A 26,159-nucleotide genomic window follows, 5' to 3' on the forward strand; every position below is an offset into this window, starting at 1 on the left:
ATGGCGCTTTCCCGGCGGACAGGCACGCGGTTTCAGGGGTCGATCTGGCCCGGTTTCGTGGATGCCATGACCGGCCTGCTGCTGGTCCTGATGTTCGTGCTGACGATCTTCATGGTGGTGCAATTCGTGCTCACCGAACGCATCAGCGGGCAGGAAAACGAGTTAAACGATCTGGCCGGAGAGATTGCGGCTCTGGCGCAGGCGCTTGGTGTTGAGGAACGCTCGAACGCGCGCCTGCAGGCCCGGCTGGGCGCGCTCAACGCCACGCTGAACGATACCCGCGAGGAAGTCTCCCGGCAGGAGGCTGTGATCGCCGGGTTGACCGCTGAACGGGCGGAGCAGGACCGGGCGTTGCAGGCGGCAGAAGCGCAGATCACGGGGTTCGAGGCGCGCGTCGCGGCTTTGCTGGCCGCACAGGCCGATGATCAAGCGCGGATTGGCGATCTGGAGACGCGCGAGGCGGAACTGCTCGACGAACAGCAGGCCCTGAACAGCGCGCTGGCCTCTGCCCGGGATGAGATCGACGCGCAGACCGAGGCCGCCCGTTTGGCCGCCGCAAAACGCGAGGCGCTGGATGCTCTGGTCGCCGATCTGCGCGCGCAGAATGCCGAAGCCGAGGCCGAAGTCGCCGCCCTGAATACCGAAGTGGCCGAGGCGGAAACGGCCCTCAGCGATGAAGAGGCCGCCCGTCTGGCCGAAGCGGCTGCGGCTCAGGCTCTGCGCGAAAAGCTGGAAAATGCCGATGCGGAACTCACCGCGATGACCCTCGCGCTTGAGAAGCAGCGCCAGAAGGCCGAAGACACGCTGACCCTGCTCGCCGCCGCGCGGGCGGCGGAGAGCGATCTCGATACGCAATTGGCCGAAGCGCTCTTGCGGATGGAGAACCTCGAACAGAGGGGGGAGGATCTCGACGCGGAGCGCGCCGCCCTGCGGGCGCAGCAAGAGGCGCTGAACGCGGAGTTGGTGGCTGCCGAGGGGACCGAGGGCGCGCTGCGCGCAAGACTGGCCGAGGCGGAGGCCACCGAGACTGAACTGAACGCAAAATTGGCCGAGGCGCTGCAGCGGGTTCAGGCTTTGGAAGAAGAGGGCAAGGCGCTGAGCGGCGATCAAGCCGATCTGCGCGAGAGATTGGCGCAGGCCCTGGCCGCCAAACTGGCGGCGGAGACGCTGGCCGAGGACAAGACCACCGCCGCCGAACGCCGCGCCGCCTTGCTTGCGCAAGCCGAGCAGACATTGTCAGAGGAAAAAGCCGTGAGCGCAGAGGCGCAGCGGCAGACCGAATTGCTCAACCAGCAGGTCGCGGAGCTGCGTGCGCAGCTGGGCAAACTGCAAGCCCTGCTCGACGATGCGGTGGCGCGCGACGCGGCCAAATCGGTCGAATTGCAGTCGCTAGGGTCTGAGTTGAACACCGCATTGGCGCGGGTGGCCGCCGAAGAACGCCGCCGCGCCGAATTGGAGGCGGCAGAGCGCAAACGGCTGGAAGAGGAAACCAAAGACCTCGCGCAATATCGCTCTGAGTTCTTTGGCCGGCTGCGGGATCTCTTGGGCAATCAGGAGGGCGTGCGGATCGAAGGCGACCGGTTCGTGTTCTCTTCCGAAGTGCTTTTCGCGCCCGGGAGCGCGGTGTTGTCGCAAGAAGGTCAGGGCGAGATCGCCAAGGTCGCAGGCATCCTGCGCAGCGTGGTGGATGACATCCCAGCCGAGATTGACTGGGTGATCCGCGTCGACGGTCACACGGACGATGTGCCGCTCTCGGGCCGGGGCAAGTTCGCCGACAACTGGGAATTGAGCCAAGCGCGGGCTTTGTCGGTCGTGAAATATATGATCGACTTCCTCGGCATTGCGCCGGATCGTTTGGCGGCGAATGGCTTTGGCCAGTATCAACCGGTCGCGCGCGGCGATACCGAAGCGGCCCGCGCCCAGAACCGGCGGATCGAGCTGAAATTTACCGAGAAATAGTCAGCGCAGGGCCAATGTTGCTCTGAGGCTGTCAATGACGTCGCCGTCGCGCAAAAGTGTCGCGCTGCCTTCATAGGCTCCCGCTGGCCAAGCCTTGCCGCGACGTTTCTTGCCGATGGCGCGAAAGGATTGCGCTTGGGATTTCCCCAGCAGCACATCTTTTTCGATGACCTCCCCCTGAGGCCCAGTCAGACGCAGGCGCAATATATCGCCCGCGCGGGTGCCATAGCTGAAACCGAAAACCACCAGCGCAGGCGCGTCTGTGGGCAGAGCGCGGCGGTCTGCGGTGCCGGCTTTGATCGCCGCGTAATCGGGGATCTGATCGGCGAAACCGACGGTGATCAGACCCCCAGGACGATAGGGCAGGGCATCTTGCCAAAGAGATTGCGTGGGCGTTGCGCCGCAGGTCTCTGCGCTCGCAGGGTCAAAGGGGTCAACAGGCGCGCCGTTGCGGCGCAGGGACAGATGCAGATGCGGGAAGGCCGCTTTGCCGGATTGGCCCACCTGTCCGATAGCCTCGCCCGAGGCGACCTGCTGGCCTTCTGATACGCTGACCGACCCTTGTTTCAGATGGCAGTACTGGCTTTCCCAGCCGCCCCCGTGATCGATGACGACGCCATTGCCACATTCGCGGCCCTGCACCGCGTCCAGCGGCGCCCCGTCTGCCATCCCATCGCGCCGCCCTTTGATCACCCCCGCAGCCGCCGCCCGCACCGTCACGCCGCTGTGCATCGCGGCAGTGCTGGGCAGGGCAAAATCGGTGCCCTTGTGGCCGTCGTAGGTCAGCCCCGCGCAGCGATAATCGCGCGCCTCGGGGCTGGGGTCTCGGTCCATATATTGTTGAATGTGGCAGTCTTGCCCGAGGCTGCAATCCAGCGGAAAAGCCAGTTGCAAATCCTCCGCCAACGCAGGGCCGGCGGAGGAGAGAAGCAGGGCCAGCACGGCCCTGCGGATCATTCTGCGGTCAGCAGCGGTGGACGGTTGCCCGAAAGACGTTTGCTTTCGACGCCCAGAACTTCGAGCGTCAACTCGCCATCCTTCGCGTCCACCTTGACCACACCGCCTTTGGCGAGCTTGCCGAACAGCAATTCCTCGGCCAGCGGCTTTTTGATGTGCTCTTGGATCACGCGGCCCAGAGGGCGCGCCCCCATCTTGTCGTCATAGCCTTTATCGGCCAGCCATGCGGCGGCTTTCTTGCTGAGCTCGATGGTCACATTGCGGTCCATCAACTGCGCTTCGAGTTGCAGCACGAACTTCTCAACCACCCGCAGGATCACCGATTTCGGCAGCGGTGCGAAGGAGATCACCGCGTCGAGACGGTTGCGGAACTCCGGCGTGAAGGTCCGCTCAATCGCGGCGGTGTCCTCGCCCTCGCGCCGATCACGGCCAAAGCCCACGGCCGCTTTGGCCTGTTCAGAGGCGCCCGCGTTGGAGGTCATGATCAGCACCACATTGCGGAAATCCACCGTGCGGCCATTGTGATCGGTCAGCTTGCCGTGGTCCATCACCTGCAAGAGGATGTTGTAGACATCCGGATGCGCCTTCTCCATCTCGTCCAGCAGCAGCACGCAATGCGGATGCTGGTCAACACCGTCGGTCAACATGCCGCCCTGGTCAAAGCCGACATAGCCCGGAGGCGCGCCGATCAGACGGGAGACCGCGTGTTTCTCCATATACTCCGACATGTCGAAGCGCAGCAGTTCCACGCCCAGCGTATCCGCCAGTTGCTTGGCGACCTCGGTTTTACCCACGCCGGTGGGGCCGGCGAAGAGGTAGTTGCCGATCGGTTTGTCCGGCTCACGCAGCCCCGCGCGGGACAGTTTGATGGCCGAAGACAGCGCCACGATGGCGTCGTCCTGACCAAAGACCACCCGTTTCAGCGAGCTTTCGAGATCTTTGAGCACGATGACATCGTCTTTGCTGACGTTCTTCGGCGGGATGCGGGCGATCTTGGCCACGACGGCCTCGACCTCCTTGGTGCCGATGGTCTTGCGCCGCTTGGAGGCGGCCACGAGATGCTGGGCGGCCCCCGCTTCGTCGATCACGTCAATCGCGCTGTCCGGCAGCTTGCGGTCGTTGATGTAGCGATGCGCCAGTTCCACGGAGGTCTTGATCGCATCCGAGGTGTATTTGACGCTGTGATGCTCTTCGAAATAGGGCTTGAGGCCCTTGAGGATCTTGGTGGCGTCTTCGACCGAAGGCTCGGACACGTCGATCTTCTGGAACCGGCGCGACAGCGCGCGGTCCTTCTCGAAATGCTGGCGGAACTCCTTATAGGTGGTGGAGCCCATGGTGCGCAGCTTGCCGCCCTGAAGCGCGGGCTTCAGGAGGTTGGAGGCGTCCATCGCGCCGCCAGAGGTCGCGCCCGCACCGATCACGGTGTGGATCTCATCGATGAAGAGCACCGCGTCCTTATGCTCTTCAAGCTCGGTCACCACGGCCTTCAAGCGCTCTTCGAAATCGCCGCGGTAGCGGGTGCCTGCCAAGAGCGCGCCCATGTCGAGCGAGTAGATCGTGGTATTTGCCAGAACCTCAGGCGTTTCACCGGCGACGATCTTGCGCGCCAGACCTTCGGCGATGGCGGTCTTGCCCACGCCCGGATCCCCCACCAGAAGCGGGTTGTTCTTGCGGCGGCGGCAAAGCACTTGGATGCAGCGCTCGACCTCGCCCTCGCGGCCGATCAGCGGGTCGATGTCGCCTTCGCGGGATTTGGCATTGAGGTCCACGCAGTATTTCGCCAGCGCGGATTCCTTCTTGTCGCCATCGGTCACGCCCTGGGCTTCTTCCTCATGCTCCGGCGCGCCGGACACGGGCCGGGCTTCGCCGTAAGCCGGGTCTTTGGCGACGCCATGGGCGATGAAGTTCACCGCGTCATAGCGGGTCATGTCCTGCTCCTGCAGGAAGTAGGCGGCATTGCTCTCGCGTTCGGCAAAGATTGCGACGAGCACATTGGCGCCGGTCACTTCGGTGCGGCCCGAAGATTGCACGTGGATCGCGGCGCGTTGGATCACGCGCTGGAAGGCGGCGGTCGGCACCGCTTCGGAACCGTCGATGTCGGTGACCAGATTGCTCAGGTCGTCATCCACGAACTCAACCAGCGTGTCGCGCAGATCAGAGACGTCGACCGAACAGGCTTTCATCACCTGAACCGCGTCAGGCTCGTCCAGCAGGGCCAACAGCAGGTGTTCCAGCGTGGCGAATTCATGGCGGCGGGCATTGGCCAACGCGAGGGCCGCGTGGATCGCCTGCTCAAGTGTAGTCGAGAATGAAGGCACGGGCGTGCTCCTTTTCGATCGGGGTCGGTGAGGTGCTGAGATGTCTCAGGCCCCGGTCCGACCATGGCCTCATAGTATTAGAGTTTGGTTGATCATAGCTCATCTTCAAGAAGATTCTGGTCCGAATCGGTCACAATTGCCGTGAGCGAGGACTTTGAGCCATGATTGCAGGCACTCAGAATTGGTCTTTGCGCCTGCGGATTTCGGTAAACACTTCCGTGTCGGTGGCGTCTGGCATCCCTAGGGTCGCGCGGATGTCCGGGTCGGCGGGGCGCAGGAAGGGATTGGTTTCTAGTTCCAGTGAAAGCGACGAGGGGACGGTGGGGCGGCCTGCTTCGCGGGCGGTCTCGATGTCCTTGGACCTTGATATAAGCGCCGGGTTCTGCGGATCAACGGTCAGCGCGAATTTTGCATTGGCGGCGGTATATTCATGGCCCGAGCAGATCAGCGTGTCTTGGGGCAGGGCGGCGAGCTTTTGCAGGCTCTCCCACATCTGCGCGGGCGTGCCTTCGAACAGGCGGCCACAGCCGAGCGCCATCAGACTGTCGGCGGTAAAGGCCACTTTGGCCTGCGGCACGTGAAAGGCGATATGGCCGACGGTATGGCCCGACACATCCATCACCTGGGCTTCCAGCGCGCCAAGCTCGACGCGGTCGCCCTCGGCCACCTTATGGTCGAGCGGGGGCAGGCGGTGGGCGTCGGCCGTGGCACCGATCACCCGGGCCGGGAAGCTCTCAAGGACATCCGCGAGCCCCTGCACATGGTCGGGGTGGTGATGGGTCAGCCAAATCTGGTCCAGCGTCCAACCGCGCGCGCTGAGTTCCTGTTTGATCGGGGCGGCTTCGGGCACGTCGATCAATGCGACTTTGCCACTGTCATGGTCGCGCAGCAGGAAGGCGTAATTGTCCGACAGACAGGGAATCGTGACCAGATCAAAGGCCATGGCGTCTTACCTCGCTGTGTTGTTATGCTGAGATCAGAGTGACATTCACCAAGGCGGGCTGCAATGCATCTTGATGTACAGGATCTGCGCAATTTCTATTATCGCAGCGCGTTGGGACGGGCGGCGCAGAAATCCCTGCGCGGGCGGCTGTTGGAGCTCTGGCCGGAAGCCAAGGGGCAGACGGTGGTGGGCTTTGGCTTTGCCGCCCCGCTGCTGCGGCCCTATCTGGCGGATGCGCGGCGGGTGATGGTCTTGATGCCCGGCCCGCAGGGGGTGATGCCCTGGCCCGCGGGGATGCCGAATACATCGGTGCTGACGGAAGAGACGCTCTGGCCGGTGGAAACCGGGGCGGTGGACAAGCTGGTGCTGATGCATGGGCTTGAGACCTCGGAACGGCCAAGTGACCTTTTGGATGAATGTTGGCGGGTGCTGGGGCCGGGGGGCAAGGCGCTCTTTATCGTGCCGAGCCGCGCGGGCATGTGGGCGCGGCGGGACCGCACGCCTTTCGGCTATGGGCGCCCCTATTCACCGCGGCAGTTGGAGACCCAGCTGCGCAAACATCAGTTCCTGCCCGAACGGCATATCGGGGCGCTTTATCAGTTTCCGTCACAGCAGCGAATCTGGATGAAATCCGCGCCGCTGTTTGAAAAGATCGGCCGCCAGATGCCGACGATGATGGGCGGCGGGGCGATCATGGTGGAGGCGACAAAGCTGGTGTACCCGCCGCGCGGCCGGCCTCAGCGCACCCGGGCGCGCCGGGCGATTGGGGTGCTCGAAGGCATGGCCGAACCGCAGGCCAAGCCGGTCTGACCCGCGGGCGAAGCCCAAAAACAACAGCGGGGTGGGGCGACTAGGCCCGAGGGGAATCGCTGAAATCTGCCGTGTCGGGGACGTTGCACCTTGCCTGTTTTTCAACCAGAAATAGGAGGCGCATTTGTGGGACCTTTGCAATATTGCCGCGCATGGGAACATTAGCTGTCTATACTGTGTTGCCGGGCGCGAACCTGTCTGTTACATCGCCCCTGATTTAGACGTCTTGGGTAACTTCAAGCCGCGCCAACTGCTGGTGACGCGACATATTCGCATATCCGGCGCTTATTGAACGAGAGGATGGACGTGTCCGAACCTGCTTCCATTTCCACCGGCATCGCAGAACGCTACGCGACCGCCGTGTACGATCTGGCCCGTGAGGCCAATCAGGTCGATGCCATTGAAGGTGATCTGACTGCGCTTGAAGCGGCATTGAACGACAGCGAAGACTTTCGCCGTCTGATCACCTCGCCGCTCTACACGCGCGAAGAGCAGGCACAGGCGATCAAGGTGCTGGCCGATAAGATGAGCCTGACCAAGACCATGGCGAACACGCTGGCGCTGATGGCGCAGAAGCGTCGTCTGTTTGTGCTGCCGGCCCTTGTCAAAGCGCTGCGCGAGACGATTGCCGACGCCAAGGGCGAGATCACCGCGGACGTCACATCGGCCAAGGCGCTGACCAAGACGCAGGCCGACAAGCTGACCAAGTCGCTCAACGCCTCCACCGGCAAGAAAGTATCACTCCATGCGACCGTTGATGAAAGCCTCATCGGCGGTCTTGTTGTCAAAGTGGGCTCGAAAATGATCGATACGTCGATCCGTTCCAAGCTCAATTCCCTCCAGAATGTAATGAAAGAGGTCGGATAAATGGGTATCCAAGCAGCAGAGATTTCTGCGATCCTGAAGGACCAGATCAAGGATTTCGGTCAGGAAACCGAAGTGGCCGAAGTGGGTCGCGTTCTCTCCGTCGGTGACGGTATCGCCCGCGTCTATGGTCTGGACAATGTTCAGGCCGGTGAAATGGTCGAATTCCCCGGCGGCATTCAGGGCATGGCCCTGAACCTCGAAGCCGACAACGTGGGTGTTGTTATCTTCGGTTCCGACCGCGACATTACCGAAGGCGACACCGTCAAGCGCACCAACTCCATCGTGGACGTGCCAATCGGTGACGAACTGCTGGGCCGCGTTGTGGACGGTCTGGGCAACCCCATCGACGGCAAAGGCCCCATCGGCGCCTCCAAGCGCGGCATCGCCGACGTCAAGGCGCCGGGCATCATCCCGCGTAAATCGGTGCATGAGCCGATGGCGACCGGGATCAAATCCGTTGACGCGATGATCCCAATCGGCCGTGGCCAGCGGGAGCTGATCATTGGTGACCGTCAGACCGGTAAAACCGCTGTCGCCCTCGACGCGATGCTGAACCAGGCTCAGGTCAACGCCGCTGCCGGCGACGACGAGAGCAAGAAGATGTACTGCGTCTATGTCGCGATCGGCCAGAAGCGTTCGACCGTTGCACAGCTGGTGAAGAAGCTCGAAGAAACCGGCGCGATCGACTATTCCATCGTTGTCGCCGCGACCGCGTCCGAGCCTGCGCCGATGCAGTTCCTTGCGCCCTATGCCGCCACCGCCATGGCCGAGCATTTCCGCGACAATGGCCGCCACGCGCTGATCGTCTATGATGACCTGTCCAAACAGGCCGTGTCCTACCGTCAGATGTCCCTGCTGCTGCGCCGCCCGCCAGGCCGCGAAGCCTATCCGGGCGACGTTTTCTATCTCCACTCCCGCCTGCTGGAGCGTTCCGCGAAGCTGGGTGACGAGGCTGGCAATGGCTCGCTGACGGCGCTGCCGATCATCGAAACCCAAGGGGGCGACGTGTCGGCCTTTATTCCGACCAACGTGATCTCGATCACCGACGGCCAGATCTTCCTTGAGACCGAATTGTTCTACCAGGGCATCCGTCCCGCCGTGAACACCGGTCTGTCGGTGTCCCGCGTCGGGTCCTCGGCCCAGACCAAGGCGATGTCCTCGGTCGCCGGCCCGGTGAAACTGTCGCTGGCCCAGTACCGCGAGATGGCGGCCTTCGCCCAGTTCGGTTCCGACCTCGACGCCGCGACCCAGCAGCTGCTGAACCGTGGTGCGCGTCTGACCGAACTGATGAAGCAGCCCCAGTATGCGCCGCTGACCAACTCCGAAATCGTCTGCGTGATCTACGCCGGTACCCATGGCTATCTCGACAAGGTCGACCTGACCGACGTTGGCCGCTTTGAAGCGGGGCTGCTGGCGCATCTGCGCAGCAAGCATGACGACCTTCTCAAGGACATCACCAACAATGACCGCAAGGTCAAAGGCGAGTTGGAAGAGAAGATCAAAGCCGCCATCGACGGTTTCGCCGCCGACTTCGCTTAAACGGGAGATAAGGCAATGCCAAATCTCAAGGACCTGAAGAACAGGATCTCGTCGGTCAAATCGACCCGCAAGATCACCAAGGCCATGCAAATGGTTGCCGCGGCGAAACTTCGCCGCGCGCAGGAGGCTGCCGAGGCTTCGCGTCCCTATACGGAGCGGTTCAACGCCGTGATGGCAGGGCTCGCGGCGGGGGTCAGCGGTTCCGACAGCGCGCCCAAGCTGCTCAGCGGCACGGGTGAAGACAAGGTGCATCTGCTGGTGGTCATGACCGCCGAACGCGGGCTGTGCGGCGGCTTCAACAGCAATATCGCGAAAAAGGCGAAAGCCCATGCGCGGGAACTGCTGGCTCAGGGCAAAGAGGTGAAAATCCTCACCGTTGGCAAAAAGGGCCGTGACGCGCTGCGGCGTGATCTGGGCGACCATCTGGTCGGCCATGTTGACCTCAGCGAAGTCAAGAAGATCGGCTATGGTGATGCGCAGAAGATCGCGCAGGACGTGCTGAACCGCTTTGACGCGGGTGAATTTGACGTGGCGACGATCTTCTATGCGAAGTTCGTCAACGTGGTCATGCAAACGCCCACGGCGCAGCAGATCATCCCCGCCAAATTCGACGCCGAAGAGGGCGAAGACAGCGGCGCGTCCACATTGTTCGACTATGAACCCAGCGAAGAGGCGGTTCTGGCCGACCTTCTGCCGCGCGGGGTCGCCACGGCGATCTTCTCGGCTCTGCTGGAGAACGGCGCCTCCGAACAGGGTGCGCGGATGTCGGCGATGGACAACGCCACACGCAACGCGGGCGAGATGATCGACAAGCTGACCATCGAGTACAACCGCTCGCGTCAGGCTGTCATCACCAACGAGCTGATCGAAATCATTTCCGGCGCGGAAGCGCTGTAAGCAAATCGGAGAAACGACATGGCAAACGCTGTCGGTAAAATCACACAGGTCATCGGCGCTGTCGTTGACGTTCAATTCGAGGGCGAACTGCCCGAGATTCTCAACGCGCTCCACACCGAGAACCAGGGCAAGACGCTGGTTCTCGAAGTGGCGCAGCACCTTGGCGAAAACACGGTGCGGGCCATTGCGATGGACGCCACCGAAGGTCTGGTGCGCGGTCAGGACGTGACCGACACGGGCGACCAGATCCGCGTGCCCGTGGGCAACGCGACCCTGGGCCGCATCATGAACGTCACCGGCGAAGCCGTGGACGAGCAGGGCCCGGTCAACTCCGACGCGACCCGCGCCATTCACGGCGAAGCGCCCGAGTTCGCGGCCCAGTCCACCGAGACCGAGATCCTCGTCACCGGCATCAAGGTCATCGACCTGCTGGCGCCTTACACCAAGGGTGGTAAGATTGGTCTCTTCGGCGGTGCCGGCGTGGGCAAGACGGTTCTCATCATGGAACTGATCAACAACATCGCCAAAGTGCACTCGGGCCTCTCCGTGTTCGCGGGCGTAGGTGAGCGGACCCGTGAGGGCAATGACCTCTACCACGAGATGATCGAATCCGGCGTTATCGTTCCCGATAACCTCGTCGACTCGAAAATTGCGCTGGTCTACGGCCAGATGAACGAACCTCCCGGTGCGCGTATGCGGATCGCCCTGACCGGCCTGACATTGGCCGAGCAGTTCCGCGACGAATCCGGTTCCGACGTTCTGTTCTTCGTCGACAACATCTTCCGCTTCACACAGGCCGGTTCCGAAGTGTCCGCTCTGCTGGGTCGTATCCCTTCCGCTGTGGGCTACCAGCCGACACTGGCGACCGACATGGGCGTCATGCAGGAGCGTATTGCTTCGACCAAATCCGGTTCGATTACCTCGGTGCAGGCCGTCTACGTCCCTGCGGATGACCTTACCGACCCGGCGCCGGCGACCTCCTTTGCCCACCTCGACGCGACGACGGTTCTTGACCGTTCGATCTCGGAAAAGGGCATCTACCCGGCGGTTGACCCGCTCGGCTCCACCTCGCGTCTGCTTGACCCGCTGATCATCGGCGACGAGCACTACAAGGTGGCGACAGACGTGCAGCAGGTGCTGCAGCGCTACAAATCGCTTCAGGACATCATCGCCATTCTCGGCATGGACGAACTGAGCGAAGAAGACAAGCTGACCGTGGCCCGCGCCCGTAAGATCGAGCGTTTCCTCAGCCAGCCCTTCGACGTGGCGAAAGTCTTCACCGGGTCCGACGGTGTTCAGGTGCCGCTGGAAGAAACCATTGCCTCCTTCAAGGCCGTGGTTGCCGGTGAGTATGACCACCTGCCCGAAGGTGCCTTCTACATGGTTGGCGGCATCGATGACGTGAAGGCGAAAGCCGAGAAAATGGCGGCAGACGCCGCTTAAGGAGCGCTGACAATGGCAGACACAATGCAATTCGACCTCGTTTCGCCGGAACGGCGGCTGGCATCGATGCAGGTGACGGCCGTGCAGATTCCGGGCACCGAGGGCGACATGACGGCCATGGCCGATCATGCGCCCACCATCACCACCCTGCGTCCGGGCCTTCTGCGCGTGGAAGGGCCGGAGGGCACGTCCGAATATGTCGTGACCGGCGGCTTCGCCGAAATCGGCGGTCAGGGCGGCGTGTCTGTGCTGGCGGAACGTGCCGTGGCACGCGCCGACATGACGCAGGAGCAGATGGACGACATGGTGGCAGAGGCGCATGCCGTCTACACCCGCGCCAAGGAGAACTGGGAGAACGAGCCCGGTCCCGTGGATGACGCGGCCAAGCTTCTGGCTGACATGGTTGCCGTTGGCGATCACATCGGCCTGTCGAGCAAGCAGCCGAACCTGTAATCCGTTCCTATCGCTTTACGAAAGCCCCGCCCCGGCGGGGCTTTTGTGCTTTTACCGCCTGCGTCCCTGCGGCATCATGGGGCAATGAGACCCAAAGCAGGCTGACCCTTCCCATGAAGAGACTCCGGAGCCATACGATCGGTGTGGACAGTGGTGATGTGATGCTGTTCTCGGATTACGAGGATGGCGGCCCGATGTGGACAGGCCGGGGCCAAAGGGAGCGCCGGCGCCGGGTGACCTTCTCCGAGCCGTTCCGAGAAGCCCCAACCGTGCAGGTCAGCACATCCCTTTGGGATATCGACAGCAGCACGGTGATCCGCGCAGACGTCAGCGCCGAGGCGGTCACAGAGGCCGGTTTCGATATGGTGTTCCGCACCTGGGGCGACACCCGCGTCGCACGGATACGCATGGCCTGGACGGCAATCGGAGCGGTGGGGGAAGAGGACGATTGGGCGGTGGACTAGCGCCCGGATCGGAGGCGGGCAGCCCGATCGGGCCGCCCTGCGCTTGGTCTCAGCCGTGGCTGTACATGCCGTCGTAGATCGGGCCCAATGTCTCGGCCTCAAAGAGGGAGGAGACCGAGGTGCCGTTCCAGATGTTCAGGATCGCCTGGGCAAACATCGGCGCGGTGGGCACGATACGGATGTTCGCGGCCTTTTTCACCTCTGCCGTGGGCGCGATACTGTCGGTGATCACCAAGGATTTCATCACCGAATTGGTCACCCGCTCAACCGCGGGGCCGGACATGACGCCATGGGTGATATAGGAATGCACTTCCTTCGCACCGTTCTCCAGCAGCACCTCTGCCGCCTTGCAGAGCGTGCCGGCGGTGTCGCAAATATCGTCCACGATCAGGCAGGTCTTGTCCTTCACGTCGCCGATCACGGTCATCTCGGCCACTTCGCCCGCCTTCTCGCGGCGTTTGTCGACGATGGCGAGCGGCGAGTTGATGCGTTTCGCAAGTTCCCGCGCGCGGGCCACACCGCCGACGTCGGGGCTGACAATCATCAGCTCGTCCATACGATCCTTGAACGCGTCCTTGATGTCGAGCGCGAAGATCGGCGAGGCATAGAGGTTGTCGACCGGGATGTCGAAGAAGCCCTGGATCTGAGCTGCGTGCAGGTCCATGGTCAGAATGCGCTCGATGCCGCTGCCGGTGAGCATATTGGCAACCATCTTGGCGGTGATCGGCGTGCGCGCCTTGGTGCGGCGGTCCTGACGGGCATAGCCGAAATAGGGCAGCACAGCGGTCACACGGGCGGCCGAGGAACGGCGCAGCGCGTCGGCCATGATCATTAGTTCCATCAGGTTGTCATTGGCGGGGTTCGAGGTGGGCTGGATGATGAACATGTCCTCACCGCGCACATTCTCATAGACCTCGACGAAGATCTCGCCATCGTTAAACCGCTCCACCCGCGCATCGACGAGCCCCACGTTGACGCCGCGGTGCAGCGACATGCGCCGGGCAATGCCTTTGGCAAGCGGCATATTGGCATTGCCTGAGATCAGTTTTGGTTCTGAAGTGCGTGGCATAGGGGCTCCGGAGCAGCGGTAGGTTGCAGATTCGTGACGTTGACACCGCTTAGCATGGGCTTACGGTCGGGCAAAGCTGCACCGCCCCCAAAGGAGAGCCAAATGGCCCGGATCGATTATTTTTTCGCAACCCTGTCGCCCTATTGCTACCTTGCCGGGAACCGGCTTGAGGCCATTGCCGAGAAACATGGGGCAGAGATAATCTACAAGCCCTTCGACATCGTCGCGGCCTTTCCCCGCACCGGTGGGCTCTCCCCGGCAGAGCGTCACCCGAGCCGCAATGACTACCGTGCCCAAGACCTGCCGCGGCAGGCGCGCAAGCTGGGGCTGCCGTTTAACCTGCAGCCCGCCCATTGGCCCACAAACGGCGCCCCCGCGGCCTATGCGGTGATCGCGGCGCAGAATGCGGGCGGGGGGGATCTGGGCAAGCTGACCCATGCCATCACCCGCGCGGTCTGGGCCGAGGAAAAGGACATCGGCCATGACGATGTGGTGCGCGATTGTTTGGCCGAGGCGGGGTTTGATCCCGATCTGGCGAACAGCGGGCTGTTGCAGGGGGCGGAAACCTATGCCGCCAATCTCGAAGAAGCGGTCGCGCAAGGGGTCTTTGGGGCGCCGTTCTACATTGTGGGCGATCAGAAATTCTGGGGGCAGGACCGGCTGGAAGACCTAGACCTGCACCTTGGGGGCAAGCTGTGATCCCTGAGATCAACGCCCGGCGCTTTGGCTATGGGCCGCGTCCGGCGCTGGCGATCCACTGCTCGCTGGCGCATTCCGGCGCCTGGCGCGGGGTGGGGGAGGCGCTTGCCGATGACCTGACCCTGCGGGCCTTTGATCTGCCGATGCATGGCAAGTCGGGCGAATGGGACGGGCAGGGCAATATCCATGACGTTGCCACCGACATGGCGCTGAGCCTGCTCGAAGCGCCGATGGACCTGATTGGTCATTCCTTTGGCGCGACCGTTGCGCTGCGGATCGCGATTGAACGGCCGGAACTGGTCCGCAGCCTGACGCTGATCGAGCCGGTCTATTTCGCCGCGGCGGCGCAGGATGACCCGAGCAACATCGCAGAGTACAACGAACAGAACGCCGCCTTTGAGGCAGCCTTGGCCGAGGGCGACAGAGAGACCGCCGCGCGGCTGTTCAACCGGGTCTGGGGGGATGGCACGAAATGGGATCAAATCCCCGCGCCCACCCGCGCCTATATGGTGGAGCGGATCGGCTTTATCCCCGCCTCTTCACCCTTCCTTGGCGAAGACAGCGCGGGGTTGCTGGCGCCGGGGATGTTCGAGCGTGCGGCAATGCCCGCGCTGCTGGTCGAGGGCAGCGCCTCGCCCAAGGCGGCCCATGCGATCAACACCTCGCTCATGCGACGCCTGCCGGACGCGCGGCGCGTCGTGGTCGAAGGGGCGGGGCATATGGTCCCGATCACCCATGCCGCCGAGGTTGCCGAGGCGATACGTGATTTCCTGAACGACGTGCCGCTGGCCGCGCGGGCCTAAAAGTGGCTCAGGAACTGGTCGATCTGCGCGCGGCTGATCGACCAATCGCAGACCATCCGCGCCGCGATCATCTCGTCATCGTCGCCCTCTAATATACCATCCCACAGGTAATAGCGCGCGCCGACGTCATGCAGCTTGCGGTGAATGGCGCGGGGGAAACGGGCGAAGATCATATTCGCGGCGGGCTCATGGAGAAACTCGGCCCCCGCCTTGCGCAGCCCCTCGGCCAGATGCGCGGCATTGGCATTGGCCGTCTTTGCTGCCTCCAGCCATACGCCCTCACCAAGATATCCCGCCATCTGCGCCGAAAGAAACCGGTGTTTGGAGAACAGATGCGCCCCGCGTTTGCGGCGCAGCTCGAACTCCCATGCTTTCTTGGGATCGAAGAACACGACCGCTTCTACACCCATACAGCCGTTCTTGGTGCCGCCAAAGCTCACCACATCGACGCCCGATTTCCAGGTCATCTCAGCCGGCGTGCAGCCCAGTGCCACCAGCGCATTGGCGAACCGCGCGCCGTCCATATGGACGGGCAGGTCGTAGTCCTTGGCCACCGTGGTCAGCGCATGCAATTCTTCAAGGCTGTGCACGCCGCCGCGTTCGGTTACCTGGGTGATCGACACCGGCCCGCGCTGCGGCGTGTGCACGTCCCCCGCCACGCGGGCCGTGATGGCGCGGCGCAGGGCGTCGGGGGTCATCTTGTCCTCGGTGTCCACCAGCGTCAGCTTGGCCGCCCCGCTGTAGAATTCCGGCGCGTTGCACTCATCCTCTTCGATATGCGCGACCTTGGAGCAGAAGATCGTCTGCCAAGGCTGACAGTAGCAGGCCAGCGCCAGCGCATTGGCCGCCGTGCCGGTGGCGACGAGATAGACCTCCGCCTCCGGTGCCTCGAACTGCTCCCGGATCTGGGCACGGACCTCCTCCATGATCGGGTCTTTCCCGTAGGGCATCGCGTAGTCGCTGTTGGCCGCGATCACGCGCTCCATCACCTTGGGGTGGACGGGGCCGGCGTTGTCAGAGGCGAAAAACATCAGGTGGGCTCCTCGATAATATGGTCTTCCCATTCCTCGAACGGGGTATCAAATTCGGATACGGTATCAAATTGCACGCTGACCCCGGCCTCATGAACGCTCTCGGGCGTGCCGGTCAGCAGGGGATGCCACTCGGGCAGGGGCTTGCCCTCCCAGAGCAGCCGATAGGCGCAGGTCTGGGGCATCCAATAGGCGTGGGTATCAAGGTTGTCGGGGCGCAGCACGATGCAGTCGGGCACGAATTCATGCCGGTTCTCATAATGCACGCAGCGGCATGTGCTGTCGTCGAGCAGGCGGCAGGCAACACGGGTCAGGGCGACTTCGCCGCTGTCCTCGTCTTCCAGCTTGTTAAGGCAGCATTTGCCGCAACCATCACAGAGCGCTTCCCATTCTGTCTGCGACATTTCCTTCAGCGGCTTCTTTTCCCAGAACTTCGGGGCGAGACCTTTGCGGGGGATCGGGTCGCTCATAGCGCCTCCAGAATGGTCCGGGCGCGGGCGCAGTCGGCCTCCATCTGGGCAATCAAGGCGTCGAGGCTGTCGAATTTCTCTTCGCCGCGCAGATGCTCAACCAGACCGACCGACAGGGGCGTGCCATAGAGGTCGCCTTTGAAATCAAAGAGATAGGTTTCGAGGTTGGCTTTGTTCTCACCAAACATCGGCCGCACGCCAATGCTGGAGGCACCGTGGTAGCTGCCCCGATGCGGCCCCTCCAGCACGTCGACCAGCACCGCATAGACGCCAAAGGCGGGCGGGTGCAGACCGTCGATGGACATGTTGGCGGTGGGAAAACCCAACTCGCGGCCGCGCTGCTCGCCCGAGATCACCGGCCCGTCGATCCGGTGCCAATGGCCCAGCATCGCAGCGGCTTCGCGGGGGGCACCCCGGCTCAGCGCGTCGCGGATGGCGGTGGAAGAGACGGTGAGATCATCGCGCTCCATCAGCGGCGCGATGGTGACGCCAAAGCCGTATTCCGCGCCAAAGCGCACCAAGTCCTTGGCCGTGCCGGCGCGGCCTTTGCCAAAGCAGAAATCCGCACCCACGACCACATGCGCAAGGCCCAGCCCCTCGTGCAGCACATCGCGGGCAAAGGCTTCGGGGCTGAGGCTGGCCAATGTGCCGTTGAAGGCGAGTTCATAAAGCCGCTCGACGCCGATCTTCTCCAACCGATGCGCGCGGGCGTCGCGGCCCATGAGGCGAAAGGGCGGGGCGTCGGGGGCGAAATATTCGCGCGGATGCGGCTCAAAGGTCAGCACCCCGAGCGGCGCATCAGGGGCCGCACGCTGCGCCAATTCGATCACCGACAGGTGACCCAAATGTACGCCATCGAAATTGCCAATCGCAGCGGTGGCACCGCGATCTGGCAGGTCGACGAATTGATAATCTCGGATGATCCGCATGCGCCTTGCCTAGCGGCGCGGCGGCGCAAGGGCAAGATGCTCAGAGGGCGAAAACCGCCCGCTCAGTCCAGCTTGGCCGAGGGGGCGAGCACCGTGGCTTCACCCGCCAGCACCGGCTTGCCATCGACCGAGCAGCGGCAATCCATTTTCACGCGGCGCTTGGCGATGTCCATGTCGGTCACGGTGACCTCGGCCAGCACCATATCGCCGGGGCGCACGGGGCCGAGGAACTTGAGCGATTGGCCGAGGTAGATCGTGCCATGGCCGGGAAGTTGTTCGCCGATCACCGCCGAGATCAGCCCGGCGGTCAGCATGCCATGGGCAATGCGCCCTTCAAAGATCGTCTCGCGGGCATAGTCGTCATCCAGATGCACCGGGTTGCGGTCGGTCGAGACCTGCGCGAACATCTCGATGTCCATGTCGGTCACGACCTTGCGCAGATGGCGGGTCATGCCGATTTCGATGTCTTCGATGCAGATCGTTCCGCGCGGCATATTGTCCAACATGGCGGCTCCTTGATAACAAAGTGGCGCAGCGTAGCGCCTTGGTGTAACTTTATTACTTCGCAATCGCAGAAAATCAAGTTTATTCTGGGTTAGCGCAGGAAGCCGATGACGTAGGTCGGGGCCGATGCTTCGCGGTCAAGATAGGCGCGGAGCTTCTCTTCATCCGGCTGCTCGCTGGTCGCGGTCTCGGCCGCGGCGAGCCCGCCAGTGATGAAGAGCGAATCGATGCCTTCGTCCATCGCGCCTTTGACATCCGTGAGGATACCGTCGCCGATGGCGAGGATGCGGTTGTCGGGAATGTCGACCTCAAGCGCGGCGAGACGACGGCGGGCGAGGTCGTAGATCGGGGCATGCGGCTTGCCGAAATAGAGGCTTTCGCCGCCCATCTCCGTATAGAGCGCGGCCAGCGCCCCGGCACACCATTCGCGCACCTCGCCCCGGTCGACCACGATATCGGGGTTGGCGCAGAGCAGTTTCAGACCGCGGGCGATGGCCTGCTCAAACTCGGGGCGCATCGCCTTGGGCTCGGCCATCGGATCAACGGGGCCGGTGCAGACGATGCCTTCCGCGTGGTCCAGCGGCACGGTCTCAACCTCAACGGGGTTTTCAAGGATCGCCAGCGGTTCGAAAAACTTGCGCTCGCCCGGATGACCGATGAACCAGACCTTTTCGCCCACCACGCCCCGGAACATCGCCGAGCGCGCGGAATCGCCGGAGGTGGCGATGCTGTCCCATGCGTCTTGCGGCACGCCGAACTGCTGCAATTGTTTCTCGACGCCCCCGCGGGGGCGGGGGGAGTTGGTGACCAGCACGACCTTGCCGCCGGTCTGACGGTAGGCCTGCAAGGCCGCGACCGCGTCCGGCAAGGCTTTGCGCCCGTCATGCACACAGCCCCAAAGATCGACGAAAAGCGCGTCATATTGATCGGAGACGGCGGACAGGTCAGAGATAACGCGGGTCATAGGCGGCCTTTCAAAAAGCGAGGGCGGGCATTTGGCCCGCCCGATTGGCTTACATCTTGAGGTTCGGAATGATCTGCTTTTTGCGGCTCATCACGCCGGGCAGCACGACCGTGTCGCCGGAGACCTCAGCGCCAAAGCTCTGCTCGGCGATATGTTTGACCATGTCGTTGGGCACCAGCAGCGTCGCCTCTTCTTTCAGAATGTCGACGATGAACAAGAGCACCTGCGCGGCGCCATCGGCTTCGGCCACTTTCGGCATCTCGGCCATCAGCGCGTCCTTGCGCGCCAAAAGCGGGGCGGGGGAGGTGGTCTCCAGCACGCTCACGCGCAGGTTGGTTCCGCCGAGGTCAAATTCCTTGCTGTCCATGCGCAGCAATTCGGCTTCGCTGAAGGACGACACATCGGATTTTGCGGCGAACATTTCGGCGGCATAGTCAGCGATATCGACGCCCAGATCCTGCGCGATGTCATGGGCGATGGCGCGGTCTTCCTGGGTGGTGGTCGGGCTGCGGAATTCCAGCGTGTCGGACAGGATGCAGGACAGGGCCGCCGCCTTGATGCCGCGCGGCGCCTGTGCCCAGTCTCTGCCGATCATCTTGTACATGATGGTCGCGGTGCAGGCGAGCGGCTGGATGTTGATCTCAATCGGGCCGCGCGTCTCAAGACCCGCCACCAGACGGTGGTGGTCGATGATGCCGGTGATGTCGGCGTCATTGATGTTGTCGGGCAGTTCGGCGGGGTTGTTGGTGTCGACGATGACAACCTTGGTGTCGGCCTCAAGCGCGGTCAGGATTTCGGGCTTTTCGAGGTCCCATTTATCCAGCATGAACAGCGCTTCGGTATTCGGCTCTCCCAGCAGGACCGGCTTGGCGGGGATGCCTTTGATCTCATTGAGATACCAAGCCCAAACGATCGGGCTGCCGGTGCTGTCGGTGTCGGGAGATTTATGGCCAAAAACAAGCGTTGTCATACGGGCGGTCCTGTCTGTTCGGGTGAATTTGCGGGCCTTATAACAGGTTCAATAGGCTTGTCACCTGCGCCTTCTGCAATGCGGCATTGCAGAGCGGGCCTAAAGCCCCAGCTCCGCGCGCTTCTTTTTGGCGAGGGCCGCGACGATCATGTCATATGACGCGCGAATGTGGTCGCGCAGGCTCTCGTCGCTCAGCCCCGGTGCCGCGTAATGCTGTATCCATTTGAGCCCGCGTGACGCCAGATAGGGCGCAGGGCGCAGTCCGGGGCTGTCGGAGAGGACTTCAAACCCCAGTTCCGTGACCTTGAAGGTAAAGGCCGGCGCATCCTCGGCCCAGCCGCAGATGGCAAAGACCTTGCCGCCCACCTTCCACACATCGGCATTGCCCCATTGCACCACATGGGTCGTCTGGGGCAGGGCGGCGCAGAAGGCGTTGAAATCGTCGCGGGTCATCGGGTCACTCTAGGGCCACGGAGCCCCTTTGCATAGCGCCGCGCGATGGGGCAAGTTGCGCCCCATGAGCAGCCCGCGCGAAACCGATCTTTACCCGCCGATCAAGGCATTCCTTGAGGATCAGGGCTATGTGGTGAAATCCGAGGTGGGGGCGGCGGATGTGGTGGCGCTGCGCGGGGCGGAGCCGCCGGTCGTGGTGGAGCTGAAGCTCGGCTTTTCACTGGCGCTGTTTCATCAATGTCTGGCGCGGCTGAAGGTGTCGGATGATGTCTACCTTGCGGTGGCCCGCCAGCCCGGCAAACGCTTTGCCAAGGCGGTAAAGGACAATGTCACGCTGGCGCGGCGGCTCGGGCTGGGGCTGATCACCGTGCGGCTCTCGGATGGGCTGGTCGAGGTGCATTGCGACCCCGGCCCCTATGCGCCGCGCAAGAATGCCAAACGGGCGGCGCTGCTCTTGCGCGAATTTGCCCGGCGGCAGGGTGATCCGAATGACGGCGGCCAGACCCGCGCCGGGCTGGTGACGGCCTACCGGCAGGACGCGCTGAAGCTGGCGATGTTTCTCTTTGAAGCGGGGGCGAGCAAAGGCGCGGATGTGGCCCGCGCCACAGGCGTTTCGGCGGCCACCCGCATGATGCGCGCCGATCACTATGGCTGGTTTGAAAAGGTCGACAAGGGCATATACGGGCTGACCCCGGCGGGGGCCGAGGCCGTCGCCAGCGCAGGGCGGATCCTGGGCGCCGATTAATGGTTCCAATGCGCTCGAAATTTTTCAACGCCGTTGTTGACAGAACTCAGAACGCTCCTTAGCTATGCCTCGTTATCACTCACATGGGTCGAGTGCTAACGGCTGCACCCCTCGGACGGAGGGGGTGGCTTGGAAGAGTAACTTTGAGCCTTAAGGAGCTGCAAAGATGGCATTGAAACCGCTTCATGACCGTGTGCTGGTCAAGCGCACAGAAAGCGAAGAGAAAACCGCCGGCGGGTTGATCATCCCCGATTCCGCCAAGGAAAAGCCTTCCGAAGGTGAAGTCGTGGCCGTGGGCACCGGCGCACGCAAGGACAATGGCGAGCTGATCGAGATGGCCGTCGCACCCGGCGACAAAATCCTGTTCGGCAAATGGTCCGGCACCGAGGTCACCGTCGACGGCGAAGAAATGCTGATGATGAAAGAAAGCGACATCATGGGGATCCTCGCGTAAGCCACCCGGCTTGCTGACCCTTTGAAGACGCTCCCATCAATCCAAGAATTTAGGAGAAGACAACATGGCTGCTAAGGACGTCAAATTTGACACCGAAGCCCGCAACCGGATGCTTAAGGGTGTGAACATCCTTGCCGATGCGGTGAAAGTCACGCTCGGCCCGAAAGGCCGGAACGTGGTTCTGGACAAATCCTTCGGCGCACCGCGCATCACCAAAGACGGTGTTTCCGTGGCGAAGGAAATCGAACTGGAAGACAAGTTCGAGAACATGGGCGCACAGATGGTCAAGGAAGTCGCTTCCCGGACCAACGACGAAGCCGGCGACGGCACCACCACCGCCACCGTTCTGGCCCAGGCAATCGTGCGTGAAGGCATGAAATCGGTTGCCGCCGGCATGAACCCGATGGACCTCAAGCGCGGCATCGATCTGGCCACGTCGAAAGTCGTCGAAGCGATCCGCGCCGCGGCCCGTGACGTATCCGACAGCGACGAAGTCGCGCAGGTCGGCACCATCTCCGCCAACGGCGAAAAAGAGATCGGCCGTCAGATCGCGGACGCGATGCAGAAAGTCGGCAACGAAGGTGTGATCACCGTCGAAGAGAACAAAGGTCTGGAAACCGAGACCGATGTCGTCGAAGGCATGCAGTTCGACCGCGGCTACCTGAGCCCCTATTTCGTCACCAACTCCGACAAGATGACTGTCGAGCTGGAAGATGCGATCATCCTGCTGCACGAAAAGAAACTGTCGAGCCTCCAGCCGATGGTGCCGCTGCTTGAGCAGGTGATCCAGTCCCAGAAGCCGCTCTTGATTATCGCCGAAGACGTCGAGGGCGAAGCTCTGGCGACCCTCGTCGTGAACAAGCTGCGCGGCGGTCTGAAGATTGCTGCTGTGAAGGCACCGGGCTTCGGTGACCGTCGCAAGGCGATGCTGCAGGACCTCGCGATCCTGACCGGTGGTCAGGTGATCTCCGAAGACCTCGGCATGAAGCTCGAGTCCGTGACCATGGACATGCTGGGTTCGGCCAAGAAAGTGTCGATCACCAAGGACGAGACCACCGTCGTTGACGGCGCTGGCGAGAAGGCCGAGATCGAAGCCCGCGTGGCCCAGATCCGCAACCAGATCGAAGAAACCACCTCCGACTACGACCGTGAGAAGCTGCAAGAGCGCGTTGCCAAACTGGCAGGCGGTGTTGCCGTGATCCGCGTCGGCGGCATGACCGAAGTCGAAGTGAAAGAGCGCAAAGACCGCGTTGACGACGCCCTGAACGCGACACGTGCCGCTGTTCAAGAAGGCATCGTCGTGGGTGGTGGTGTTGCTCTGGTTCAGGGCGCCAAGAAGCTGGAAGGCCTCACAGGCGACAACAACGATCAGAACGTCGGTATCTCCATCGTGCGCAAGGCACTGGAAGCACCGCTGCGTCAGATCGCTGAGAACGCTGGTGTGGACGGGTCGGTTGTGGCCGGCAAGATCCGCGAGAGCGACGACTTGAAATTCGGCTTCAACGCACAGACCGAAGAATATGGCGACATGTTCTCCTTCGGCGTTATCGACCCTGCGAAAGTGGTGCGCACCGCACTGCAGGACGCGGCTTCGATCGCTGGTCTGCTGATCACCACCGAAGCGATGGTTGCCGACAAGCCCGCCAAAGAAGGCGCAGCCCCCGCAGGCGGCATGCCCGACATGGGCGGCATGGGCGGCATGATGTAAGCCAGCCCTATTGGCTAAAGATCGGAGGCGTGCCAGAAATGGCGCGCCTCTTTCATTTGCAGCTTAGTTAATTCCTGTGGCCCGCTCACCAGCGCAGCGGATGCGTCATTGTAGCGGCCGATCTGGGTTGCGTCGAAGGTCTGCTCCTGGGCGCTCCTTCAACGCGGTAATTCGACGATCCGCACATAGGCGTTCAGCATATCAAGCGCATTGGAAAAGGTTTCAGACGGGTTCTCTTTCACAATATAGCCCGCCACGTTCTTGCTATAGGCAGACTGCACATCCGTCGGCATGTCAGATGTGGTGAAAACGAAAACAACGACCCGTTCTAGCGCCGGATCGGCACGCACGGCCTCCAGAAACTCCAGCCCGCCCATACGCGGCATATTAAGGTCGAGCGTCACGATATAAGGCGGTAAGCGCCCATGCCGCTGGACTTCTTCGCCAAGGAAATCAAGCGCCTGCTGGCCGTCGTGGCAGACTTCGGTCTCATTCACGATCTTGAGTTTGCGCATCGCGCGCTGCATGGCCATGACGCTGACGACGTCATCGTCGACAATCAGAAATTTGACGGCGGTTGTTTTCATCGTGATGCCTTTCAATTTATGGCTCATGCGGCGGCAGCAACGCGCGGTATCGGTGGGGCAGAGGGCGCGTGCGGCAGCGGCAGTTCGACAACGAAGGTCGCCCCCCGCGCGCTTTTCGGGTCCGAGATCAATGTGACACTGCCTTTGTAATGCGAGGCCAGTTTGCTAACGATGGCAAGGCCGAGCCCGCTGCCTTCGACTTCATCCCGGGGGCGCAGCGTTTGGAACAACTCGAATACACGTGACTGATAGCGTGGGTCGATGCCCGGGCCATCATCCGTGACACGCAGCAATAGCCTGTCGTGGTCGATTTCAGCTCGCACCTGGATCGCGCCGTGATTGCTGTCATGATGTTTGATCGCGTTGGACAGCAGGTTTCCAAGTATCTGTTGAAGCGGTGTTAATCGCGCTGTCACCGGTTCCTCAGGCCCCTCAAAGGTAACCTCGAAACGCCCCTCAGGATCAGCGCCCCGTGCAAGCTCTCGCACCAAATGGTGCAAATCGACCGGTTCGGCCGCAGGCTCGTTCTGACCCGCGCGGGCGTAATCCAACAGGTCCTTCAAGAGCCGGTTCAGACGGCCAATGCGCTGTTGCAACATGCAAAGATAGGCGTGGCTTTCGGCGCTCAGGCGATTGTCTTCATCCTCAACCACCCAAACACTCAGCTCATGCACCGCCCGGAGCGGTGAACGCAGGTCATGGGCCGCGACATAGGCGAATTTTTCCAACTCGACGTTAGAGCGTCGCAGCTCTTCGGCATTGCGCCGGAAAACAACCAGCGCCCGCGCCATTTCTCCCAGTTCATCGCGCCCTTTAACGGGGATCGGATGATCCAGATCTCCCGCTGAAATTGCGCTGACGGCCCCGGTGAGCTTTTTGATGCGGCTGTTGAACTGGCGCTCAATAACCAGCCGATTGGTCAAAATGATGATCAGCAGAGCGGTAAGCGCTGTCACAGCCACAATCCAGATCACCCGATGGATCGTATCTCGCAACCGCTGCGTAATGGTATCGACGAGCCGAAGCGTGTACGCTGTCAGGTCCGACGTCATATTCGAGATTTCGACAATCATCGGCAGATGTTCGGCCCTAAGGACATTGAACTTCGCCTGAAAATGTTGGCGCGCAGCAAGATGTGAGAAGAACCCATCGCTCTCATTCAGAAGGCGTTCGCGCATCATCGCGGTCTGGGATGCCAGAGCGCGCCGTTTCCCTTCGTCCGCAATGCGGGGCAGCCGGGCGATCACATCCTGCAATTTTTCAGATACCAGCAACCGCGCGCGGTCAGAGTGGTCCGGCTGTTTCTGAAGTCCCTCACTGACCGCAATATTGACCAGCGCATCGATGTCCAATCGCAGATCGTTAAGGTTGATGGCGTCCAACATCAGCTTGGAAAATGAGTTGTCTTGGGGTGACGCGGTTATATTTTTCCGCGCGGCGGCACGCAGCAGTCGGTCTGTCTCCGCCGAGAAGCGATAGGATAGACCGTCGAGGATCAGATTGCTCCGCTCCTGTAAATCTCTGATTTGGTCAAGGGTTGCGGCGATCTGTTCATCAGCCTTCCGCAAGGCTTCCCGACTGCGCAGAACCTCCTTGCTGGCCCGCTTGGCGGTCAGCAAACGATGCTCTACCCGATCAACAAGGGAAGGGGACATGCCAAGCGTGCGCAGGGAAGATAGCCGGGCGCTGATGGTCGATATTTTCGCCGAAACATCGGCCTCCAACTCACTGAGGGCGAACGGGGTTTCGCGTTGTTGAAGCATGTCCATTGTCAGGAAAACACTGTTCAAATCGCGTTCGATTTGCTGGGCGATGGTCAGCATCGGAAGGGCTGACTTATTGAGATGCGCGGGCGTGTTGAGCACCGTTTGCATTTGCAGCGCCGTGCTCAGCCCAGCTGCGCAAAAGATAATGGCCACCACCGACAGCGCCGCCCGCAAACGGGTGGTAATGCGGCTGCTTAAGGCCTGCAACAATTGAGTATATGGCGGTAAGGAGACCATGGCGACTGCATAGACCTCAGCAATTAACGCAATGTTAAAAGCCTTTGCCTAAATCCATCCTATCGGCGGTTTTGAAGTCTGTGGCAGCGCCGTTTTGATAGGAGGGAGAAGCTCATGGTC

At 62.1% G+C, this 26,159-nt stretch carries 26 protein-coding genes; 13 read left to right on the forward strand and 13 right to left on the reverse strand.

Annotation, left to right across the window (positions count from 1 at the left end; genetic code table 11):
• Positions 1 to 1,959 carry a peptidoglycan -binding protein gene (locus tag AB4M76_RS16900; RefSeq protein WP_368443151.1) on the forward strand — a complete coding sequence of 653 codons (1,959 nt, stop codon included), beginning with the start codon at positions 1 to 3 and terminating at the stop codon, positions 1,957 to 1,959.
• Here AB4M76_RS16900 and AB4M76_RS16905 read toward each other — a convergent pair whose 3' ends face one another.
• The 3 genes from AB4M76_RS16905 to gloB all read right to left on the reverse strand — a co-directional run bounded on the left by AB4M76_RS16905 (position 1,960) and on the right by gloB (position 6,177).
• Positions 1,960 to 2,916: a M23 family metallopeptidase gene (locus AB4M76_RS16905; RefSeq protein WP_368443152.1), complete on the reverse strand. Its 957-nt coding sequence runs from the start codon at positions 2,914 to 2,916 to the stop codon at positions 1,960 to 1,962.
• Positions 2,913 to 5,234: an ATP-dependent Clp protease ATP-binding subunit ClpA gene (gene clpA / locus AB4M76_RS16910; protein ID WP_368443153.1), complete on the reverse strand. Its 2,322-nt coding sequence runs from the start codon at positions 5,232 to 5,234 to the stop codon at positions 2,913 to 2,915. Before clpA ends, AB4M76_RS16905 begins: the two co-directional genes overlap by 4 nt.
• Positions 5,235 to 5,409: 175 nt before the next feature.
• On the reverse strand, positions 5,410 to 6,177 hold the full coding sequence (gene gloB, locus AB4M76_RS16915; RefSeq protein ID WP_368443154.1) for a hydroxyacylglutathione hydrolase: 768 nt from the start codon (positions 6,175 to 6,177) through the stop codon (positions 5,410 to 5,412).
• A gap of 63 nt (positions 6,178 to 6,240) precedes the next feature.
• Here gloB and AB4M76_RS16920 point away from each other — a divergent pair, with 63 nt between their 5' ends.
• The 7 genes from AB4M76_RS16920 to AB4M76_RS16950 all read left to right on the forward strand — a co-directional run bounded on the left by AB4M76_RS16920 (position 6,241) and on the right by AB4M76_RS16950 (position 12,650).
• Positions 6,241 to 6,987: a methyltransferase domain-containing protein gene (locus AB4M76_RS16920; RefSeq protein ID WP_368443155.1), complete on the forward strand. Its 747-nt coding sequence runs from the start codon at positions 6,241 to 6,243 to the stop codon at positions 6,985 to 6,987.
• 306 nt (positions 6,988 to 7,293) lie between these two features.
• On the forward strand, positions 7,294 to 7,854 hold the full coding sequence (locus tag AB4M76_RS16925) for a F0F1 ATP synthase subunit delta (RefSeq protein WP_368443156.1): 561 nt from the start codon (positions 7,294 to 7,296) through the stop codon (positions 7,852 to 7,854).
• Positions 7,855 to 9,393, forward strand: coding sequence for a F0F1 ATP synthase subunit alpha (atpA, locus tag AB4M76_RS16930; RefSeq protein WP_368443157.1), 1,539 nt, complete (start codon positions 7,855 to 7,857; stop codon positions 9,391 to 9,393).
• A gap of 15 nt (positions 9,394 to 9,408) precedes the next feature.
• Positions 9,409 to 10,290: a F0F1 ATP synthase subunit gamma gene (locus tag AB4M76_RS16935; protein WP_368443158.1), complete on the forward strand. Its 882-nt coding sequence runs from the start codon at positions 9,409 to 9,411 to the stop codon at positions 10,288 to 10,290.
• Between the two features lie 18 nt (positions 10,291 to 10,308).
• Positions 10,309 to 11,733, forward strand: coding sequence for a F0F1 ATP synthase subunit beta (atpD, locus tag AB4M76_RS16940; RefSeq protein ID WP_368443159.1), 1,425 nt, complete (start codon positions 10,309 to 10,311; stop codon positions 11,731 to 11,733).
• A 12-nt stretch (positions 11,734 to 11,745) separates the two neighbouring features.
• On the forward strand, positions 11,746 to 12,186 hold the full coding sequence (locus AB4M76_RS16945) for a F0F1 ATP synthase subunit epsilon (protein WP_368443160.1): 441 nt from the start codon (positions 11,746 to 11,748) through the stop codon (positions 12,184 to 12,186).
• Positions 12,187 to 12,299: 113 nt separating this feature from the next.
• Positions 12,300 to 12,650: an H-type lectin domain-containing protein gene (locus AB4M76_RS16950; RefSeq protein ID WP_368443161.1), complete on the forward strand. Its 351-nt coding sequence runs from the start codon at positions 12,300 to 12,302 to the stop codon at positions 12,648 to 12,650.
• A gap of 49 nt (positions 12,651 to 12,699) precedes the next feature.
• Here AB4M76_RS16950 and AB4M76_RS16955 read toward each other — a convergent pair whose 3' ends face one another.
• Positions 12,700 to 13,719, reverse strand: coding sequence for a ribose-phosphate pyrophosphokinase (locus AB4M76_RS16955; protein WP_368443162.1), 1,020 nt, complete (start codon positions 13,717 to 13,719; stop codon positions 12,700 to 12,702).
• Between the two features lie 102 nt (positions 13,720 to 13,821).
• Between AB4M76_RS16955 and AB4M76_RS16960 the strand changes: the two genes are divergently transcribed.
• Both AB4M76_RS16960 and AB4M76_RS16965 read left to right on the forward strand, forming a co-directional pair.
• Complete coding sequence (locus AB4M76_RS16960) at positions 13,822 to 14,418, forward strand: 2-hydroxychromene-2-carboxylate isomerase (RefSeq protein ID WP_368443163.1); 597 nt, start codon at positions 13,822 to 13,824, stop codon at positions 14,416 to 14,418.
• Positions 14,415 to 15,221 carry an alpha/beta fold hydrolase gene (locus tag AB4M76_RS16965; RefSeq protein WP_368443164.1) on the forward strand — a complete coding sequence of 269 codons (807 nt, stop codon included), beginning with the start codon at positions 14,415 to 14,417 and terminating at the stop codon, positions 15,219 to 15,221. Before AB4M76_RS16960 ends, AB4M76_RS16965 begins: the two co-directional genes overlap by 4 nt.
• Here AB4M76_RS16965 and AB4M76_RS16970 read toward each other — a convergent pair.
• The 7 genes from AB4M76_RS16970 to AB4M76_RS17000 all read right to left on the reverse strand — a co-directional run bounded on the left by AB4M76_RS16970 (position 15,218) and on the right by AB4M76_RS17000 (position 20,542).
• Complete coding sequence (locus AB4M76_RS16970; RefSeq protein ID WP_368443165.1) at positions 15,218 to 16,252, reverse strand: low specificity L-threonine aldolase; 1,035 nt, start codon at positions 16,250 to 16,252, stop codon at positions 15,218 to 15,220. The two genes, AB4M76_RS16965 and AB4M76_RS16970, sit on opposite strands and share 4 nt — an antisense overlap.
• Positions 16,252 to 16,722: a YcgN family cysteine cluster protein gene (locus tag AB4M76_RS16975; RefSeq protein ID WP_368443166.1), complete on the reverse strand. Its 471-nt coding sequence runs from the start codon at positions 16,720 to 16,722 to the stop codon at positions 16,252 to 16,254. The genes AB4M76_RS16970 and AB4M76_RS16975 overlap by 1 nt, the downstream gene beginning before the upstream one ends.
• Complete coding sequence (locus AB4M76_RS16980; RefSeq protein ID WP_368443167.1) at positions 16,719 to 17,651, reverse strand: bifunctional riboflavin kinase/FAD synthetase; 933 nt, start codon at positions 17,649 to 17,651, stop codon at positions 16,719 to 16,721. The genes AB4M76_RS16975 and AB4M76_RS16980 overlap by 4 nt, the downstream gene beginning before the upstream one ends.
• A gap of 62 nt (positions 17,652 to 17,713) precedes the next feature.
• Positions 17,714 to 18,157, reverse strand: a complete 444-nt coding sequence (locus tag AB4M76_RS16985) for a MaoC family dehydratase (protein ID WP_368443169.1) — start codon at positions 18,155 to 18,157, stop codon at positions 17,714 to 17,716.
• An 89-nt stretch (positions 18,158 to 18,246) separates the two neighbouring features.
• The gene (locus AB4M76_RS16990; protein ID WP_368443170.1) at positions 18,247 to 19,119 is read right to left on the reverse strand and encodes a TIGR01459 family HAD-type hydrolase; all 873 of its coding nucleotides are present in this window, start codon (positions 19,117 to 19,119) and stop codon (positions 18,247 to 18,249) included.
• A gap of 49 nt (positions 19,120 to 19,168) precedes the next feature.
• Positions 19,169 to 20,089: a manganese-dependent inorganic pyrophosphatase gene (locus AB4M76_RS16995; protein ID WP_368443171.1), complete on the reverse strand. Its 921-nt coding sequence runs from the start codon at positions 20,087 to 20,089 to the stop codon at positions 19,169 to 19,171.
• A 99-nt stretch (positions 20,090 to 20,188) separates the two neighbouring features.
• The gene (locus AB4M76_RS17000) at positions 20,189 to 20,542 is read right to left on the reverse strand and encodes an MmcQ/YjbR family DNA-binding protein (protein WP_368443172.1); all 354 of its coding nucleotides are present in this window, start codon (positions 20,540 to 20,542) and stop codon (positions 20,189 to 20,191) included.
• Between the two features lie 64 nt (positions 20,543 to 20,606).
• Here AB4M76_RS17000 and AB4M76_RS17005 point away from each other — a divergent pair, with 64 nt between their 5' ends.
• The 3 genes from AB4M76_RS17005 (at position 20,607) to groL (ending at position 23,449) form a co-directional block, all read left to right on the forward strand.
• Complete coding sequence (locus AB4M76_RS17005; RefSeq protein WP_368443173.1) at positions 20,607 to 21,287, forward strand: DUF2161 domain-containing phosphodiesterase; 681 nt, start codon at positions 20,607 to 20,609, stop codon at positions 21,285 to 21,287.
• A 166-nt stretch (positions 21,288 to 21,453) separates the two neighbouring features.
• On the forward strand, positions 21,454 to 21,741 hold the full coding sequence (gene groES / locus AB4M76_RS17010; protein ID WP_368443174.1) for a co-chaperone GroES: 288 nt from the start codon (positions 21,454 to 21,456) through the stop codon (positions 21,739 to 21,741).
• Positions 21,742 to 21,805: 64 nt separating this feature from the next.
• Positions 21,806 to 23,449 carry a chaperonin GroEL gene (gene groL / locus AB4M76_RS17015; RefSeq protein ID WP_368443176.1) on the forward strand — a complete coding sequence of 548 codons (1,644 nt, stop codon included), beginning with the start codon at positions 21,806 to 21,808 and terminating at the stop codon, positions 23,447 to 23,449.
• Between the two features lie 158 nt (positions 23,450 to 23,607).
• Here the strand turns inward: groL and AB4M76_RS17020 are convergent, their stop codons facing one another.
• Both AB4M76_RS17020 and AB4M76_RS17025 read right to left on the reverse strand, forming a co-directional pair.
• Positions 23,608 to 24,036, reverse strand: coding sequence for a response regulator (locus tag AB4M76_RS17020; RefSeq protein ID WP_368443177.1), 429 nt, complete (start codon positions 24,034 to 24,036; stop codon positions 23,608 to 23,610).
• Between the two features lie 23 nt (positions 24,037 to 24,059).
• The gene (locus AB4M76_RS17025; RefSeq protein ID WP_368443178.1) at positions 24,060 to 26,039 is read right to left on the reverse strand and encodes an ATP-binding protein; all 1,980 of its coding nucleotides are present in this window, start codon (positions 26,037 to 26,039) and stop codon (positions 24,060 to 24,062) included.
• Positions 26,040 to 26,159: the final 120 nt, after the last annotated feature.

It is taken from the genome of Sulfitobacter sp. PS-8MA, assembly GCF_040933935.1.
Taxonomy (GTDB): Bacteria; Pseudomonadota; Alphaproteobacteria; order Rhodobacterales; family Rhodobacteraceae; genus Sulfitobacter.